This window comes from Micromonospora sp. C95 (assembly GCF_018070465.1).
GTDB lineage: Bacteria > Actinomycetota > Actinomycetes > Mycobacteriales > Micromonosporaceae > Micromonospora.
Genome location: NZ_JAGPXT010000016.1, coordinates 43,567 through 60,712, shown reverse-complemented (window position 1 = coordinate 60,712; position 17,146 = coordinate 43,567). Strand labels below are relative to the sequence as shown.

At 73.6% G+C, this 17,146-nt stretch carries 15 protein-coding genes; 7 read left to right on the top strand and 8 right to left on the bottom strand.

The window, feature by feature from the left end; genetic code table 11:
* Nucleotides 1-59 precede the first annotated feature (59 nt).
* The 7 genes from KBX00_RS18765 (at nucleotide 60) to KBX00_RS18735 (ending at nucleotide 7,735) form a co-directional block, all read left to right on the top strand.
* On the top strand, nucleotides 60-1,277 hold the full coding sequence (locus KBX00_RS18765) for an ROK family transcriptional regulator (RefSeq protein ID WP_307868868.1): 1,218 nt from the start codon (nucleotides 60-62) through the stop codon (nucleotides 1,275-1,277).
* A 255-nt stretch (nucleotides 1,278-1,532) separates the two neighbouring features.
* On the top strand, nucleotides 1,533-3,977 hold the full coding sequence (locus KBX00_RS18760; protein WP_210828769.1) for a glycoside hydrolase family 3 C-terminal domain-containing protein: 2,445 nt from the start codon (nucleotides 1,533-1,535) through the stop codon (nucleotides 3,975-3,977).
* Nucleotides 3,974-5,071, top strand: coding sequence for a LacI family DNA-binding transcriptional regulator (locus tag KBX00_RS18755; protein WP_210828767.1), 1,098 nt, complete (start codon nucleotides 3,974-3,976; stop codon nucleotides 5,069-5,071). Before KBX00_RS18760 ends, KBX00_RS18755 begins: the two co-directional genes overlap by 4 nt.
* The gene (locus tag KBX00_RS18750; RefSeq protein ID WP_210828879.1) at nucleotides 5,022-5,270 is read left to right on the top strand and encodes a hypothetical protein; all 249 of its coding nucleotides are present in this window, start codon (nucleotides 5,022-5,024) and stop codon (nucleotides 5,268-5,270) included. Before KBX00_RS18755 ends, KBX00_RS18750 begins: the two co-directional genes overlap by 50 nt.
* A gap of 12 nt (nucleotides 5,271-5,282) precedes the next feature.
* Nucleotides 5,283-6,482 carry a hypothetical protein gene (locus KBX00_RS18745; protein ID WP_210828765.1) on the top strand — a complete coding sequence of 400 codons (1,200 nt, stop codon included), beginning with the start codon at nucleotides 5,283-5,285 and terminating at the stop codon, nucleotides 6,480-6,482.
* A gap of 51 nt (nucleotides 6,483-6,533) precedes the next feature.
* The gene (locus tag KBX00_RS18740; RefSeq protein ID WP_210828763.1) at nucleotides 6,534-7,127 is read left to right on the top strand and encodes a pyridoxamine 5'-phosphate oxidase family protein; all 594 of its coding nucleotides are present in this window, start codon (nucleotides 6,534-6,536) and stop codon (nucleotides 7,125-7,127) included.
* 266 nt (nucleotides 7,128-7,393) lie between these two features.
* On the top strand, nucleotides 7,394-7,735 hold the full coding sequence (locus tag KBX00_RS18735) for an RNA polymerase-binding protein RbpA (RefSeq protein ID WP_046564157.1): 342 nt from the start codon (nucleotides 7,394-7,396) through the stop codon (nucleotides 7,733-7,735).
* A 55-nt stretch (nucleotides 7,736-7,790) separates the two neighbouring features.
* Here KBX00_RS18735 and KBX00_RS18730 read toward each other — a convergent pair whose 3' ends face one another.
* The 8 genes from KBX00_RS18730 to KBX00_RS18695 all read right to left on the bottom strand — a co-directional run bounded on the left by KBX00_RS18730 (nucleotide 7,791) and on the right by KBX00_RS18695 (nucleotide 17,146).
* Nucleotides 7,791-8,342, bottom strand: coding sequence for an FxsA family protein (locus KBX00_RS18730; RefSeq protein WP_210828761.1), 552 nt, complete (start codon nucleotides 8,340-8,342; stop codon nucleotides 7,791-7,793).
* A gap of 134 nt (nucleotides 8,343-8,476) precedes the next feature.
* Nucleotides 8,477-9,286, bottom strand: a complete 810-nt coding sequence (locus KBX00_RS18725; protein ID WP_307868866.1) for a polyprenol monophosphomannose synthase — start codon at nucleotides 9,284-9,286, stop codon at nucleotides 8,477-8,479.
* A gap of 10 nt (nucleotides 9,287-9,296) precedes the next feature.
* Nucleotides 9,297-11,027 carry an apolipoprotein N-acyltransferase gene (gene lnt, locus KBX00_RS18720; protein ID WP_210828760.1) on the bottom strand — a complete coding sequence of 577 codons (1,731 nt, stop codon included), beginning with the start codon at nucleotides 11,025-11,027 and terminating at the stop codon, nucleotides 9,297-9,299.
* Between the two features lie 507 nt (nucleotides 11,028-11,534).
* Nucleotides 11,535-12,866, bottom strand: a complete 1,332-nt coding sequence (locus KBX00_RS18715) for a glutamate mutase L (RefSeq protein ID WP_210828758.1) — start codon at nucleotides 12,864-12,866, stop codon at nucleotides 11,535-11,537.
* Entirely contained in the window at nucleotides 12,863-13,255 is a 393-nt protein-coding gene (locus KBX00_RS18710) for a hotdog domain-containing protein (RefSeq protein WP_210828757.1), read from the bottom strand. The genes KBX00_RS18715 and KBX00_RS18710 overlap by 4 nt, the downstream gene beginning before the upstream one ends.
* Complete coding sequence (locus KBX00_RS18705; protein ID WP_210828756.1) at nucleotides 13,252-14,007, bottom strand: OAM dimerization domain-containing protein; 756 nt, start codon at nucleotides 14,005-14,007, stop codon at nucleotides 13,252-13,254. The genes KBX00_RS18710 and KBX00_RS18705 overlap by 4 nt, the downstream gene beginning before the upstream one ends.
* The gene (locus KBX00_RS18700; RefSeq protein WP_210828755.1) at nucleotides 14,004-15,581 is read right to left on the bottom strand and encodes a lysine 5,6-aminomutase subunit alpha TIM-barrel domain-containing protein; all 1,578 of its coding nucleotides are present in this window, start codon (nucleotides 15,579-15,581) and stop codon (nucleotides 14,004-14,006) included. Before KBX00_RS18700 ends, KBX00_RS18705 begins: the two co-directional genes overlap by 4 nt.
* Nucleotides 15,578-17,146, bottom strand: a complete 1,569-nt coding sequence (locus KBX00_RS18695; RefSeq protein WP_210828754.1) for an amidohydrolase — start codon at nucleotides 17,144-17,146, stop codon at nucleotides 15,578-15,580. Before KBX00_RS18695 ends, KBX00_RS18700 begins: the two co-directional genes overlap by 4 nt.

The window sequence follows — 17,146 nt, the reverse complement described above, 5'->3', positions numbered from 1 at the left end:
CAGCGCGGTACGCGATGATGGACGCGCGCCGCGACACCGGCGCAGGGAGTGGGCGAAGCGTGATCAGCATCCACAACGAACCGCAGCCGACCGACCTCGGCGACGTGCGCGTCGCCAACCGGGCGGTGGTGCTGCGGCACGTACGTCTGCACGCCCCCTGCTCCCGCGCCGACATCGCCGCCCGGACCGGTCTGAACAAGGCCACCGTCTCCAGCCTGGTGACCGAGCTGATCGATCAGCGGCTGATCCGCGAGACCGGGCTCACCGAGAACCGGGTCGGCCGACCCGCCACGATGCTGGTGCTCGACGGTGAGCCGTACGCCGCCCTGGGTCTGCAGATCGGCGCCGACGAGCTGGTGGCCGTCGCCGTCGACCTCGGCGGCAACCGGCTGCTGACCTGGCGGCGGGCCTTCGCCGCGACCACCGTGGCGCCCACCGAGACGCTGCGCGCGCTGGCCGCGCTCGCCCGGCGGGCGGTCGGGCGGGTCAGCGCCCAGGGCCGCACCGTGCTGGGCCTCACCGTCGGCGTACCAGGACTTGTCGACCCCTCCGGCGCGGTGCCGGTGGCCAGTGCCCTGGGCTGGCGGGACGTGCCGGTCGCGGCCGAGCTGCGCGCCGCCCTGCGCGATCCGCAGTTCGCCCTCGGCGTCGACAGCGTCGCCAACCTCGCCGCCCTCGCCGAGCAGCGGCACGGCGGGTACGCCGGCAGCACCGACCTGGTGCACCTGACCGGCGGGCTGAACGTCGGCGCCGGCATCATCGCCGCCGGACGGCTGCTGCGCGGCGGGCGCGGCTTCGCCGGAGAGATCGGGCACCTGTCGCTGGACCCGGGCGGTCCGTCCTGTGTCTGCGGCGCCCACGGCTGCCTGACCGCCCTGGTCGGCCTGCCCGCCGTGGTGCGCCGGCTGCTGCCCGACGCCGAGGTCGACGGCCCGGTGATCGACCACCTGCCGGAACTGACCCGGATCGTGGCGCTCGCCCGCCAGGACGACCCGGGGGTGTGCAGCGGCCTGGCCGAGATCGGTCGGCACCTGGGCCGCGGCGTCGCGGTCCTGGCCGACCTGCTCAACCCGGAGGCGGTCGTGCTCGGCGACCACTTCGCCACCCTGGCGCCCTGGCTGCTGCCGGCGGCCCGGTCGGAGCTGACCGCCCGCGCCCACACCCCGGGTGCCGGCGGCTGCCGCCTGGCAGCCTCCACCCTGGACACGGCCGCCGCGCTCGGCGGCGCCACCGCCGCCCTGGCCACCGTCGAGGCCGGACGGTTACCTGCCCGCTGAGCCGGCGGGCAACGTCACCGGTCGATGCCCGCTCGGCCGCTCGGAGTCTTGACCCGATCGGCCGCGAGTGCCAACCTCGAAGCGAGCCGCTCCGCACGGGCACCCGGGGCGGCTTGTTCTTCACGGTTCGTCGAAGCGCTTCACCAGCGTCCGGGCCGACGACCGTCATCCCACCATGACCTGCGAGGCCGCTCGGCCATCCGCCGTCGAAGCGCTTCGACCTCCGGCGCGCCGGGCACTGGAAGGCGATGCACCATGACCGACCGCACCACGCCCCCGATCCGGGACCGGGTCGAGGATCTGCTGACCCGGCTCACCCTGCCGGAGAAGATCGGGCTGCTGCACCAGTGGCAGGCGCCCGTCCACCGGCTCGGCCTGCCCGGCTTCCGTACCGGCACCGAGGCGCTGCACGGCGTCGCCTGGCTCGGCCCGGCGACCGTCTTCCCCCAGGCCCTCGGCCTGGCCAGCAGCTGGAACCCCGATCTGGTCCGGGCCGTCGGTGACGCCGTCGGCGAAGAGGTACGCGCCAAGCACCACGCCGACCCGCAGCGCGTCGGCCTCAACGTGTGGGCGCCGGTGGTCAACCCGCTGCGCGACCCGCGCTGGGGACGCAACGAGGAGGGCTGGTCGGAGGACCCGTGGCTGACCGGCCGGCTCGCCACCGCCTACGCGCAGGGTCTGCGCGGTGGGCATCCCGAGCGGCTGCGCACCGCCCCGACGGTCAAGCATTTCCTCGGCTACAACAACGAGACCGACCGGGCCACCACCTCCAGCGACCTGCCGCCCCGGGTGCTGCACGAGTACGAGCTGCCGGCGTTCCGCGCCCCGCTCGCCGCCGACGCGGCGGTCGCCGCGATGGCCAGCTACAACCTGGTCGACGGGGTGCCGGCGCACCTGAGCCCGCTGATCGACGGCGAGCTGCGCCGGTGGGCACCCGGCGAGGTCCTGGTCGTCGGCGACGCGGGGGCGGTGAGCAACATCGCCGGGGTGCAGGGCCACCTGCCCGACCACGTCGAGGGGTTCGCCGCGGCGCTGCGCGCCGGCATCGACAGCTTCACCGAGGACGACGCCGACAGCGCACCGACCCGGCGGCACCTCACCGAGGCCCTGGACCGTGGGCTGATCACCGCCTCCGACGTGGACCGGGCGGTCCGTCGGGTGCTCACCGTCCGGCTGCGGCTGGGCGACCTCGACCCACCGCACACCGGCCCGTACGCCGCGACCGGACCGGAGGTCATCGACTGCCCGGCGCACCGCCACCTGGCCCGGGCCGCCGCCCGGCAGTCCGTCGTGCTGCTGCGCAACCGTGGGCTGCTGCCCCTGTCGCCCGGCCTGCGGATCGCGGTGCTCGGCCCGCTCGCCGACGCCGTACACACCGACTGGTACAGCGGCACCCTGCCCTACGCGGTCAGCACCGTTCGAGGGCTGACGCAGCGGCTGCCGACGGTCACCACCCACTCCGGCGCCGACCGGATCATGTTCCGGGTGGGTGACCGCTACGTGGGCTGCACCGACCAGGCCGAGGGCGGGCCGCTGAGCGTCGGCGCCGACCCGGCCTCGTTCGACGTGTTCGACTGGGGTCGGGACACGGTCGCGTTGCGGGCCGTCGGCAACGGCCGCCACGTCGGCGTCGACGACGACGGCGCGCTGGTCAACGACCGGTCCGGCCCCGGCGGCTGGGTGGTCCGGGAGACCTTCCAGTTCGATCCGCTGCCCGACGGCACCGTGCTGCTGCGCCACCTGGCCACCGACCGGTACGTGGCTGTCGACGAGCACGGCCGGCTGCGGGTCAACGGCGACGACCGGGCCGGCACCGGCCTCGTCATCGAGGTGGTCACCGACGGCGCGACCCGGGCCGCCGAGCTGGCCGCCGCCGCCGACGTGGCGGTGGTGACGGTGGGCAACCACCCGATGGTCAACGGACGCGAGACCGAGGACCGCCTCGACCTGGCCCTACCGGCCCGGCAGGAGGCGATGCTGCGCGCCGTGCACGCCGCCAACCCGCGCACCGTGCTGGTGGTCACCAGCAGCTACCCGTACGCGCTGGGCTGGGCTCAGCGGCACCTGCCGGCGGTGCTCTGGTCGGCGCACGGCGGGCAGGAACACGGCAACGCCCTCGCCGAGGTGCTTCTCGGCGACGCCGACCCCGGCGGCCGGCTCACCCAGACCTGGTACGCCGACGCCGCCGAGTTGCCCGACCTGCTCGACTACGACGTGATCGGCGCGGACTCCACCTACCTGTACTACCGGGGAGAACCGCTGTACCCGTTCGGGCACGGGCTGTCCTACGCCGAGTTCGACTACCGCGACCTGCGGCTGAGCGCCACGTCGGTGCGCGTCGGCGAGGAGGTCGGGGTGAGTGTGGACGTGACGAACACCAGTGACCGCCCCGGCGTGGAGGTGGTGCAGCTCTACACCCGGCAACGGCGTTCCCGGGTGAAGCAGCCGCTGCGGCAACTACGCGACTTCGCCCGCATCGTCCTCGCCCCCGGCGAACGGCGTACCGTCACGCTGCGGCTGCGCAGCGCCGAGCTGAGCTGGTGGGACGCCGACGCGGGCACTTTCGTGGTGGAGGATGCCACCCACACCGTGCTGGTCGGGCGTTCCGCGACCGACGTACGGCTGGTCGGCGCCGTGGCCGTACGCGGTGAGCCGCTTACGCCGCCGGCCCGGCCGCATGCCACCAGCGGGGCCCGGTGAGCGGGCGGGGCCGGGTGCCGTCCGGCCAACCCACCATCGCCGACGTGGCTCGGCACGCCGGTGTCGCGGTGAGCACCGTGTCGTACGTGCTCAGCGGCAAGCGGGCCATCTCGGAGCTGACCCGCAACCGGGTGCTGGCCAGCGTCCGGCTGCTCGGCTACCACCCGAACGCCGGTGCCCGGGCCCTGGCCAGCCGACGCGCCAACGTCATCGCGTTGGTCCTGCCGCTGCGCTCGGGCATCCAGGTGCCGGTGGTGATGCAGTTCGCCACGGCGGTGGTGACCTCCGCCCGCCGTCACGACCACGACGTGTTGCTGCTGACCTCCGACGAAGGCCCGCAGGGGTTGCACCGCATCGCCGCCGGTGCCCTGGTCGACGGGGTGCTGGTGATGGACGTGGAACTGCGCGACGTCCGGGTGCCGCTGCTGCGCACGCTGGGTCGACCCAGCGTGCTGATCGGGCTGCCCGCCGACACCGACGGGCTGACCTGTGTGGACCTGGACTTCCACCGGGCCGGGCAGGTCTGCGTGGAGCACCTGGCGGGGCTCGGACACCGCCGCGTCGCGCTGCTCGGCGCGCCGGCCGCCGTCTACGAACGAGGCACCGGATTCGCCCACCGCACCCGCGCGGGCGTGGTCGAGGCGGCGGCCCGGCACGGCGTCGAGGCGATCACGCTGCCCTGCGAGGAGAACGCCGCGCAGGTGCACGCCCGGGTGGTCGAGCTGTTCGCCCGGCAACCGGAACTGTCCGCTCTGGTGGTGCAGAACGAGGCGGCGGTGGGTCCGGTGCAGGCGGCGCTGGCCGCGCTGGGTCGACGGGTGCCCGATGACGTGTCGGTGGTGGCCGTCTGCCCGGACCAGTTCGCCGAGCACGCCAGCCCCCGCCTGACCTCGGTGCCGGTACCCGCCGAGGAGATCGGTCGACAGGCCGTGTCGCTGCTCATGCGTAAACTGCGCGGCGAGCCGACCCCACCGGTGACGCTGCTGGAGCCTCGGCTGACCGTACGGGACAGCACGGCCGCGGCGACCGGCACGCCGGCGACGTATGACCCCGGCCGGCCGGCGGGCGCAGGCCGGCCGGCCGCTGGCCGGTGACGGGATGCTGCGCTGGACGCAGTCGTTCCATCCCGGCTTCGCGTTGACCGTCGACTCGGCGGTCACCCGACGACTGCGGGTGCGCAGCCGCTACGGCGAGCCGGTCCGGCAGATGGCAGCCGGCCAGCCGGTCGAGGTGTCGTTCACCGGGGACAGGGCCCCGCCGCGACCTCGGCAGCGGCGCTGGGCGGCGCACTAGACTGCCCGTTCGATGGACGTTGAGTCGACTTCCGCCGCCGACACCCGGCCCTGCGCCCACTGCGGGCGTGACGTGCCGCAGCGGGCCGGCGCCGGCCGCCCGTTCCGGTACTGCCGGGACAACGACGGTGCCTGCCAGCGGGCCTCCCGCAACAGCCGCATGCGGCACCGCAACGCCCCGGGCCTGCCCGGACAGGTGGCCCGGACCTGGGAGGCGGTGGACCGGCTCGACCAGATCGTGGCCACCCTGACCGAGGCGCTGCACGCCGAGTTGTCCCCGGCCGGGGTGCAGCGGCAACTGTCACAGCTACGCGCGGAGACCGCCGGTGAGATCGCGGCGGCGCAGACCGAACGCGACGAGGCGCTACGGGCCGCCGAGGACGCCGCCGCCCACGCCGAGCGGCAGCGTCGGCAGGCTCAGGCGGCGACCGTCGAACGCGACGCCGCCCGAGCCGAGGCCGCCCACGCGAGCGAGCGGGCCGAGTCGGCCGTCAGCCGGGCGCAGGATGCGCAGACGGCCCGGGACGAGGCACGGCGGGAGGCCGCTGCCGCGCAGGCGTTGCGGGCCCAGGCCGAGGCGGACCGGGACGCCGCGCGCGGCCAGGTGGCCGAGCTGCGGGCCGACCTGGCCGCCGAGCGTCGTCGCAACGGTGACCTGGTCGCCGAACGCGACGCTGCCCGCGCCGAGGCGGAGCGGGCCGCCGGCACCACGTCGGCGGCGCTCGCCGAGGTCGACCGGCTGCGGGCCGAGGTCGACCAGGCGCGGGCCGAGGTCGACCAGGCGCGGGCTGCGGCCGAGCGAGCCCATGCGCTGGCCGAGCAGGCCAGGGCCGAGACTGAGCAGTCCCGGGCGGAGGCTGCGCAGGCTCGGGCGCAGACCGAGCGGGCCAGGGCGGAGGCGGTGGCCGCCCGGGCCGAGACCGAACGGGCGCAGCAGGCGCAGGCGCAGGCATCCGCCGACCGCGAGCACGCCCGGGCGCAGGCCCGGCAGTCCGCTGAGCAGCGGGCCGCGCTCGCCACGCGCGTCGACCGGTTGGGCGAGGAACTGACCGGCCTGCGGGCGACGCTCGGCGCCGCCGAGAGCCAGGTGAGCGAGCTGACGCTACGCCTTCGCGCCACCGAGGCCGACCGCGACGACGCCCGCGAGCGGGTGGCCCAGCTCGCCGCCAAGGTCGCCGACCTGGCCACCGCCCTCACCCGCACCACCCCCTGACCACCGTCCTCTCCCTCTCGGCGTCGAGCGGGGGTGGGGGAGGATGGCGGTATGGGTAAGACGCATGAGCGCATCGACGGGCGGCTGCGGGAGTTCATCGAGGCGCAGCCGATGTTCTTCACCGCGACCGCGCCGCTGGCCGGCGACGGCACCGTCAACCTCTCCCCGAAGGGCCTGCAGGGCTGCCTCGCGGTGCTCGACGAGCAGACGGTGGCCTATCTGGACTTCGCCGGCAGCAACGCCGAGACCATCGCCCATCTGCGGGAGAACGGCAGGATCACCCTGATGTGGTGCGCCTTCGCCGGCCCGCCGAACATCGTGCGGATACACGGCCAGGGTGAGCCGGTGTTCCGCGACGATCCCCGCTTCCCCGACCTGCTGACGCACTTCCCGGACATCGACACCACCCAGCACGGCCTCCGGGCGGTCGTCGTGGTGCGGGCCCGGCTGATCCGCGACACCTGCGGCTACGCGGTGCCGTTCATGACCTACGACAGTGACCGGGACCTGCACGCCCGCCGTTTCGCCCGGGAGGACGACACGTCACTGGACGCCTACTTCGCCGGCAAGGACGACATCGCCACCAGCATCGACGGCCTGCCGGGGTTGCCGTTGCCGCTGCCACCGACGCCGCGCACCGGCTGACCGCGACACCGAAGGGTGCCCGCCCGGCGCGTCCACCCGGCGCGTCACCGCACCACGACCTCGGCCGGTTACCATTCCCGCTGGCGGTGACGGTCCGCCGAGACGACCCGGCCGGGACGACCCCCGCCGGGCGTACGTGATGGCCGGTTACCCTGGACTGCGCACCCGGGTGTACGGGGTTGTCGACGCGCGGCCGCGGGAATGGCCCGACGGAGACGGACCGTTACACCGATAGGACCCGCACCACCGAAGAGGGGAAGTCGATCATGGGCGAGCGTATGCTGCGCGGAAGCCGGCTGGGCGCGGTCAGCTACGAATCCGACCGCAACACGGAGCTCGCGCCGCGGCAGACCCGCGAGTACCTGTGCGCCAAGGGTCACCAGTTCGAGGTGCCGTTCGCCGTCGACGCCGAGGTGCCGACCACCTGGGAGTGCAAGTTCGACGGCAGCGTGGCCCGACTGGTCGACGGCAGCGAGCCGGAGCAGAAGAAGGCCAAGCCGCCGCGTACCCACTGGGACATGCTGCTGGAGCGACGGTCGATCGCCGAGCTTGAGGACATCCTGGCCGAGCGGCTGCAGGAGGTTCGCACCCGTCGCGGTCGCGCCTGACCCGTCACGTCGACGGCGCCCCGGGAATTTTCCCGGGGCGCCGTTTTCGCGTGCGTCAGCGCGGCTCCACGATCTCGCCCTCGATGGCCTCCCCCTCGACCACCGGACGCGCCGGGGAGACGGGCGGCGGCGACGTCGTCGAGGCCTGCGGCGGCGGAGTCGGCCCCGGCTGCGCCGGCCCGCCCCGGTACACCCGCACCCGGCGGGGACCGAACAGGTCACCGGCGGTCATCGACGACACCCGGCGCTCCGCGACCCGCTGCACCCCACCGCGGGTCAACCGCCGCACCGGCGGCACCAGCAGCAACACCCCCACCAGGCCGCTGACCAGACCCGGGGTCGCCAGCAGCAGCGCGCCGAGCAGCCCCACCAGCCCGTCGGTCACCTGCCGGCCGGGCGGCCGACCCGACTGCGCGGCCTCCCGGAAACCCCGCCACGCCCGTACGCCTTCGCGGCGCAACAGCACCAGACCCAGCAGCGAGGCCGCGAACACCAGCAGCGTCGCCGCACCGAACCCGAGCGCCCGACCCACCACCACGAACACGGCGATCTCCGCGGCCACGGACACCAGCAGAGCCAACGGTACGAACCTCAGTGCTCGGCGCATCTCACCCCAACCGCCTCACGGCGCCTCGTCGTCCCGGCCCCGCCCCGGCGGCGCAGCCGTCCCGTCCGTCCAGCATGACACGCCGCCGCTCAGAGCGGGTTCGAGGATGCCCGCCCGCAGCGGGCCGAGTGTGGTCAGGGCCACCGCGCCTGTCCGGCCGTGGCCGCACGCAGCCCACGCCGCACCGCCGTACGCCGGTCCCGGACCGCCCAGCCGGTGATCCGCCACAACGCCTCGACGACGATCAGCGGGCTCATCTTGCTGGCACCACGTTCCCGCTCGGCGAAGGTGATCGGCACCTCCACGATCCGCGCCCCCGCCCGGTGCGCCAGCCGCGACAACTCCACCTGGAACGAGTACCCCTGCGAACACACCGAGTCCAGGTCCAGGGCGTCCAGCACCCCGGCCCGGTAGACCCGGTACCCGCCGGTGGCGTCGGCGACCGGCATCCCCAACGCCAGCCGCGCGTACAGGTTGCCGCACCGCGACAGCAGCAGCCGCCGCAGCGGCCAGTTCACCACCCGGGCACCCCGGGTCCACCGCGATCCGATCACCACGTCGGCGTCCCGGGCCGCGGCCAGCAACGCCGGCAGGTCCTCCGGGGCGTGGGAGCCGTCGGCGTCCATCTCCACCACCGCGTCGAAGCCACGCCGCCGCGCCCACGCGAACCCCGCCAGGTACGCCGCGCCGAGTCCCTGCTTGCCCTCCCGGTGCAGCACGTGCACCCGCTGGTCGGCGCGGGCCATGCCCTCGGCGATCTCGCCCGTGCCGTCGGGGCTATTGTCGTCGGCGACGAGAATCTCCACCTGCGGCGCGGCCCGCCGAACCCGCCGCACGATCGCCGTGACGTTGTCGGCCTCGTTGAAGGTCGGAATCACCACCAGCACCCGACCCACGCCGGGCACGCCGGTCGTCACCGGACGGATGTCGGTTCCGCGTACCACCGCTGCCCCCTCACCCCGGGTGGGCGGCCCCCGGTACGGACCGGCCGTCCCGCCGACGCCGCAGCACCGCCGTGCCGACCAACGCGGCCACGGCCAGCCCCGCCAGCACCACCTCCGGCAGCACCCCGACCCGGGTGGCCAGCGTGCGTCCCTCGGTCAGCCGCAGCTGCCGCACCACGACCGCGCGGGTGTTGAACCCGGTGGCGTCGCTTACCCGCCCGTCCGGGGTGACGAACCCGGACACCCCGACCGTGGAGGCCATCAACGCCGCACGCCCGTGCTCGACCGCCCGTAGCCGCACCATGGCCAGCTGCTGACGCGCCTCGGCCTCGTCGAAGGTGGCGTTGTTGGTCTGCACCACCAGCAGTTGCGCCCCACCGACGACGGTGTCGCGGACCAGCCCGTCGTAGGCGACCTCGAAGCAGATCACGTCCCCGAGCACCACCGGTCCGGTGTCGACCACTCCCGCCTCGGTACCGGCCACGAAGTCGGCCCGCACCCGATCGACCTGGTCGCTGACCATCCGGGCGATCCGGCGCAACGGCACGTACTCGGCGAACGGCACCGGATGACGCTTCACGTACAGCTGCTCCAGGTCGGGGCCGCTACCGGGACGCCACAGCAGCCCCGCGTTGCGCACCTGCCCCCGCTCCGGCCCGGACAGCACGGCACCGACCAGGATCGGCACCCCGACGGCGTCCGCGGCGGCGGAGATCCGCGCTCCGGCCGACGCGTTGCGCAGCGGATCGATGTCACTGGAGTTCTCCGGCCACACCACCAGGTCCGGTCGGGGCCGGGTCCCGGCGGCGACCTCACCGGCCAGGGCGATGGTGGCCTCGACGTGGTTGTCGAGCACGGCCTGCCGCTGGGCGTTGAAATCCAACCCGAGTCGCGGCACGTTGCCCTGCACGATCGCCACCGTCACGCTCGCCGCGTCACGGGTGGTGGCCACCGGCACCAGCAGCCCACCGGCGAGCAGCAGCAGCACCGCCGCGGCGCACCCGGCCGCCGGCACCCACCGCCGGGGGCCGCTGCTACGCCGCGCCCGTACCGTCCACCACGCCCCGGCGACCAGCAGCCCACCGGCCAGCGCCACGGCGAACGTCACCAGCGGCGCACCGCCGAGCGCGGCCAGCCGCAGCAGCGGCGACTCGTCCTGCCCGAACGCCAACCGGCCCCACGGGAACCCGCCGAACGGTGTCCGGTCGCGCAGCGCCTCCTGCCCCACCCACAGCACACCGGTCACCGCCGGCCACATCGCCGGCAGCCGGTCGACAAGCGGCGACACCCACGCCGTGGCCATGCCCAGCACCGCCAGGTAGCCGGCCTGCAACAGCGACAGCAGCACCCACGGCAGGTAGCCGGTGTGCAGGTTCGTCCAGGCCAGCAACGGCGCGAACAGGGTCAAACCGGCCAGGAAACCCAGACCGGCGCCGGCCCGCAGCCGCCGCCGGTGGGTCGCGGCGGCCAGCAACGCCACCCCGACCGGCGCCAGCGGCCACCACCCGTACGGCGGGAAGGCCAGCAGCAACGCCAGGCCGGCGCCCACCGCCATGGCGACAGCCACCGGCAGGCGCACCAGGCCCGCCGGCACCTGACCGGACGGCGGCGGTTCAGGCCCGGCGGCGCGGTCCACGGTCGTCACGGGCGGGTCGGACGCGATCACGCGCCGAAGGCTACCCGGCCGCCCGCACCATCGCCCCCGGCGGCCCGGGTCACGGCCGGGGGCGATCCGACGCATCCCGCCGGCGGCGCCCCCGGCGCATCGTCCGGCACGGCATGACATGCCTGCCGCAGACTGGCCGCCCCGGCGGCCACACACGAAGTCGGGGCGCGGCATATGCCGCGCCCCGATGCTCCCAGGCCCCTCCCGGCCGGTGCGGCGGAATGTGGCACGCCGACCTTCGGACCGACCCGACGGTGACTGGCTGTCCCCGCCTGACCGTTGTCTACTGGCCGTGCACCCCATCCTGCCCATACACCGGTAACCGCGGCCGGTTCGCGCCGCCCCGCCGACCCCCGCCCGCTGGACCTGGCCGCCGCGACTGAACATGCACCGTGTCGCTCGGCCAGCGGACGAAGGGACGAAGCGAACAACAGCCGCTTCCCGTGGTAGGACTCAAAGACGGTACGTGGCCAACCCCCGGCCTTGTCAACCCACCCCCGACGAGTCGTCGCACCGGCCCGGCGTGTCGTGACGGCCACCACCTCGTCGACGCCCCCGACCGGCGGCAGGCATCCACCCCGGTCAACCCAGCAGCGACCGCAGCAGCCCCCGCGCCGCCACCTGATGCTCCTCGGCCAGCAAACCGGCCGCAGCCAGCACGTAGTCGGTGTCCACCACCGGCCGGGCCGCCCTCGGCAACGCCCACCCACCCGCATGGTCGGTCAACACCGTGCCCAGCACCCCGGCCGCGTCGTTGTCCGAAGCGTGCCGCAACACCCCACCCGAGCCCACGAGCAGCCGAACATCACGAAGATCCCGACCGGCCCGCTCACCGGTACCCACCCCACGGGCGTGCCGACGCAGCGCCACCGTCGCCGCCAACGCCGCGATCCGCGCGTCGACCGCCCGACCGGCGGCGTCGCCCGGCAGGAACCCGGGATCGGCGGCACGCACCGCAGCCTCGGCCGCCAACCCGTCGCCCTCCCCCACCGCGACCAGACGTTCCTCCACGGCCGCCCGCACCACCCCCGGTGCGCTCCACCGCACACCCAGATCCCCCTCGACCGTCCGAGCCCGCCACAGCTCACCGGCCACCTCCCGACCCGGCCCACCGGCCCGCTCGTCCGGGGTGAGCACCGAGTACACATCCGTCGTCGCCCCACCCACGTCGACGACCACCAGGTCACCGCCGGCCACGTCGGCGAGCACCTCCACCCCCGACAACACCGCATCCGGTGTCGCCGCCCGCACCAGCCGGGCGAACCGGCCACCCCTCGACAACCCCTTACCACCGATCACGTGGCGCAGGAACACCTGCCGGATCGCCGAACGCGCCGACACCGGCGCCAACACCCCGATGCGGGGCAGCACGTTGTCGGCCACCGTCACCGGCACCCCCGCCCCCGACAACAACGCGTGCAGGTCGTCCCGGGCGTCGACGTTGCCGGCGAGCACCACCGGCACCCGCCACCGGGCCCGCGCCAGCCGCGTCGCATTGTGCGTGAGCGTGTCCGCGTCCCCGCCGTCGGTGCCACCGACCAGCAGCACCACGTCCGGGCGGGCCGCCCGCAACGCCGTCAGCTCCGCCCGACCCAGCCGCCCGGCCGCCACGTGCACCACGTCCGCCCCCGCCGACAGGCCGACCCGCCGACCCGCCTGCGCGGTCACCAGCGGCTCGTAGCCGATCACCGCCAGCCGCAACCCACCACCCGCCGACGAACACACCAACCACGGCACCTCAGCCGAGGTGAGGCCGACAGTCGCCGCACCCACCGCCGCGTCCAGGCCGTGCAGCACATCCGAGCCCACGGTGGTCGGCGCCGCCGCCGCCGACACCAGCCCACCACCGTCGAGGTCGACCACCGCCACCTTCGTGAACGTCGAACCGACGTCGGCGCAGACCGCGACGTTCACACCGCGGCGGGCACGACCACCGTGCCGGTCGCCGTCACCGCCACCAACGGCTCAGCCAACACCTCCGCCGCCGACCCGCCACGATCCGGCCGGCCCCGGCACACCACCCGGGCCTCGAAGTCGATGGTGCGGCTCCGGGTACCCACCCGAATCACCGTCGCCACCACCTCCACCACGTCACCGGCCCGCACCGGGGACCTGAACTGCACGTCCGAGTACGACGCGAACAACCCCTCGTCACCGTCGGTACGGATACACACCTCGGTGGCCACATCGCCGAACAGCCCCAACGCGTACGCCCCGTCGACAAGATCACCCGCGTAGTGCGCGTGCGAATACGGCACATACCGCCGATGCGTCACCGTCACACCCAACCGACCGTCAGTCATGCCACCCTCGCCCTCCCACCCGTGATCAACGCATGGACCAGATAGGACGCCACCTCACCCGGAGTCGTACCCCGACCGAAGATCCGATCCACCCCCAGCTCGGCGGCCTGCGACTCGTCGAACCGCGGCCCACCCACGATCAACAACGGTCGGCGGGCCGCCGGCAACGCCTCCCGGAACGCCGCCGACATCTCCCGCGTGTTGTGCAGGTGCGCATCCCGCTGCGTCACCACCTGCGACACCAGCACCGCATCGGCCCGCGCCACCCGCGCCGCCTCCACCAACTCCGGCACACTCACCTGCGCGCCCAGGTTCGTCACCGACAACTCCCGGTAGTACTCCAAACCCTTCTCCCCCGCGATGCCCTTCACGTTGAGGATCGCGTCGATGCCCACCGTGTGCGCGTCCGTGCCGATACACGCCCCCACCACCGACAACTTCCGCCGCAACCGCCGCTTGACGACCGCGTTGACCTCCTTGGCGCTCAGCAACGGAAAATCCCGCTCCACCACCCGCACCGCCGACAGGTCCACCAGATGGTTCACCCGCCCGTACACCACGAAGAACGTGAACCCGTCGCCGATCGGCTTCGCGTGCACCAGCAACGCCGGGTCGATACCCATCCTGTTCGCCAACTGCACCGCCGCACCCTCGGCCCGCTTGTCATGCGGCACCGGCAACGTGAACGACACCTGCACCATGCCGTCACCGGTGGTGTCCCCGTACGGCCGCACCACACCGCCGCCCGTCATGGCCGGGCCTCCTCGGGTCGCGGCTGCTCCAGGATCTCCGTCGCCGGGTTGAAGTAACCCACCTCGTGCCGCGCCACACCGTCCAGACCCTTACCCCGATCCGCCGGCCGCTTCATGATCCCGAACGTGCCCTCGGCGATCGCCGTCAACAACGACTGCTCACCGATCCGCTCCAACAACGCCACCGCCTCGGCCAGCACCCGGTTCGCCCGCTGCTGAATGAACCCACCCGCAGCCGGCACGAAATCCTCGTGCAACCCACCCGCCGCGCCGAGCACGTACCGCACGTTCTGCAGGGCGATGTCCCGATCCGACAACCACGGCGTCACCACCGCCTCCGTCATCATCCCCACCAGCAGGATGCCCTGCCCGGTCATCGTGCCCACCAGGTTGAAGAACCCGTCCAGCAGATTCCCCCGGAACACGTCCCCGGTCATGTGCTTCGTCGGCGGCATCCACTTCAACGGCGCGTCCGGAAACAACTCCCGCGCCAGCAACGCGTGCGCCAACTCCAGACGCAACGACTCCGGCACCTCCGGGTTGATCTCGAAAGCGTGCCCCAGCCCCAACTGCCAGTCCGCCAGCCCCGCCTCATGCGCGAAGTACTCGTTGAGCAACTGCGACACCGTCACCGTGTGCGCCTCGTCCACCGCATCCGCAGTGGTCAGATAGTTGTCCTCACCGGTGTTGATGACGATCCCCGCCCGCGCGTGCACCTGCCGCGAAAACCGCTGATCCACGAACGTACGCACCGGATTGATATCCCGGAACAAGATCCCGTACATCGAGTCGTTGAGCATCATGTCCAACCGCTCAAGACCCGCGAGCGTCGCCATCTCCGGCATGCACAGCCCCGACGCGTAATTCGTCAACCGCACATACCGCCCCAACTCCTTCGACGACTCGTCCAACGCCGCCCGCATCAGCCGGAAGTTCTCCTGCGTCGCATAGGTACCCGCGAAACCCTCCCGGGTCGCCCCCTCCGGCACGTAATCCAACAGCGACTGCCCCGTCGACCGGATCACCGCGATCACATCCGCACCCGCCCGCGCCGCCGCCTGCGCCTGCGGAATGTCCTCGTAGATGTCCCCCGTCGCCACGATGAGATAGATCCACGGCCGCTGCGCCGGATCCCCGAACCGCCGCACCAACCGGTCCCGCTCGGCCCGCCGCCGGTCGATCCGCCGGACCCCCGCCGCGACCGCCCTGCCGGCAGCCCGCCGCGCCACCGTCGCCGCCCGACCCGACGGCACCTGGAACCGCACCGACCCCGCCGCCGCCTGCTGCGCCAGCAACGTCACATCCGTGACCTGCTCCCGGGCCAGCGCGTCGAACACCGGCAACGCCACCCCGTGACCCAACCCGACATCCGCCACCACCGCATCCACCAGCCGGTTCACCCACGGAATGCCATCCGGATCCGCGCCGGTCACCCCGGCAAGCCGCAGCACCGCCCGCTCCACCGACACCGTGGTATGACCACGCGCCAACTCCACCACCGGCCGCCCGGCCCGCCGCGCCAACTCCCGCGCCCGCGCCACCAGCACCGGATCCAGGTCAAGCTTCCCCGTCACACGGACCCTTCCTCATAGATCACCTCACCGCGCAGCACCGTACGCCGGCACACCGGCAACGGCGTCGGATCATCCACACCACGCGTCTCCGGATCAGCGGCCTGCAACACCGGCAACCCCCGCTCTACCCCGGCCGGCGTGGACCACACCGCGAACGTCGCCGGCGCACCCAACGCCAACACCCCCTCGCTGTCCAGATGCACCGCCCGCCAACCACCCCGGGTATGCGCCGCAAACGCCGCCCGCACACTCATCCGCTGCACCGGATTGTGATGCGCCACCGCCGCCCGCACCGAACCCCACGGATCCAACGGCGTCACCGGCGAATCCGAACCGAACGCCAACGTCACCCCGACCCCGTGCATCGCCCCCATCGGATTCGACGCCAACGACCGCGCCAACCCCAACCGCGTCTCGTACATCCGGCCCGCGCCGCCCCACAACCGGTCGAACGCCGGCTGCATCGACGCCACCACCCCGTACTCCACGAACCCGGCGATCAACCGCCGATCCACGATCTCCGCGTGCTCCACCCGATGCCGCGCCGCCCGCAACCGCTCCGTGCCCAACCGCCGCGCCGCCGCCGCGAAACCCTCAAGCACCGTCGACACCGCCGCGTCACCGATCGCATGGAACCCGCCCTGCATCCCGTGCGCCGCACAGTCCAACAAATGATCACGCACCTGGTCCGCGCTCAGATAACCGTGACCACACCCGTCACCGTCGGCGTACGGCTGCGACAGGTGCGCCGTCCGGGAACCCAACGCACCGTCCGCGAACAGATCACCACCGGCACCGACCGCCCCCAACTCCCGCGCCCGCGCCGCACCACCCAACTCACCCCAGTACCCGTACACCTCCGGCACCCCCGCACCGGAGATCGCCAACAGGCCGGTGAAATCCTCCTCGTCGGAGATCTCCGGCCCACCGCACTCGTGCACCGCCGCGATCCCCACCGACGCCGCGTGCCCCAACGCCACCCGCTGCGCCGCCACCCGCTGCGCCCCCGTCACCGACGCCCGCGCCACCGCCCGCACCACATGGTGCGCGTCCCGCCGCAGCCAACCCGACCCGTCGTAGCCCGGCGCGGCCACCGCCTCCGGACACGCCGCCAGCAACGCCTCCGACACCAACGCCGAATGGATCGACGCCTGCGACAGATAGACCCGCCGACCGTCGGCCGCCCGCCCGAGCTGCGCCGCCGACGGCGGCTGCGCCACCGGCCACGTCGACTCGTCCCACCCGTGCCCCAGCACCACCGCGTCCGCCGGCAGCCCCGCCGCGTACGTCGACACCGCGCCCAGCAGCTCACCGGCCGAGCGCACCCCGGACAGATCCAGCCCGGACAACGCCAGCCCCGTGTCGCTGACGTGCACGTGCGCGTCCACGAAAGCCGGCGTCACCAACGCACCGTCCAGCTCCACCACCAGGTCCGCCGACGGAGCGTCGGCATCCGAACCCAGCCACACGATCCGCCCGTCACGGACGAGCAACGCCGTCGCGGACGGATCCGCCGGGCAGTGCAGCACACCGGCGCGGTACAACGTCGAGGGGATGTTCGTCAT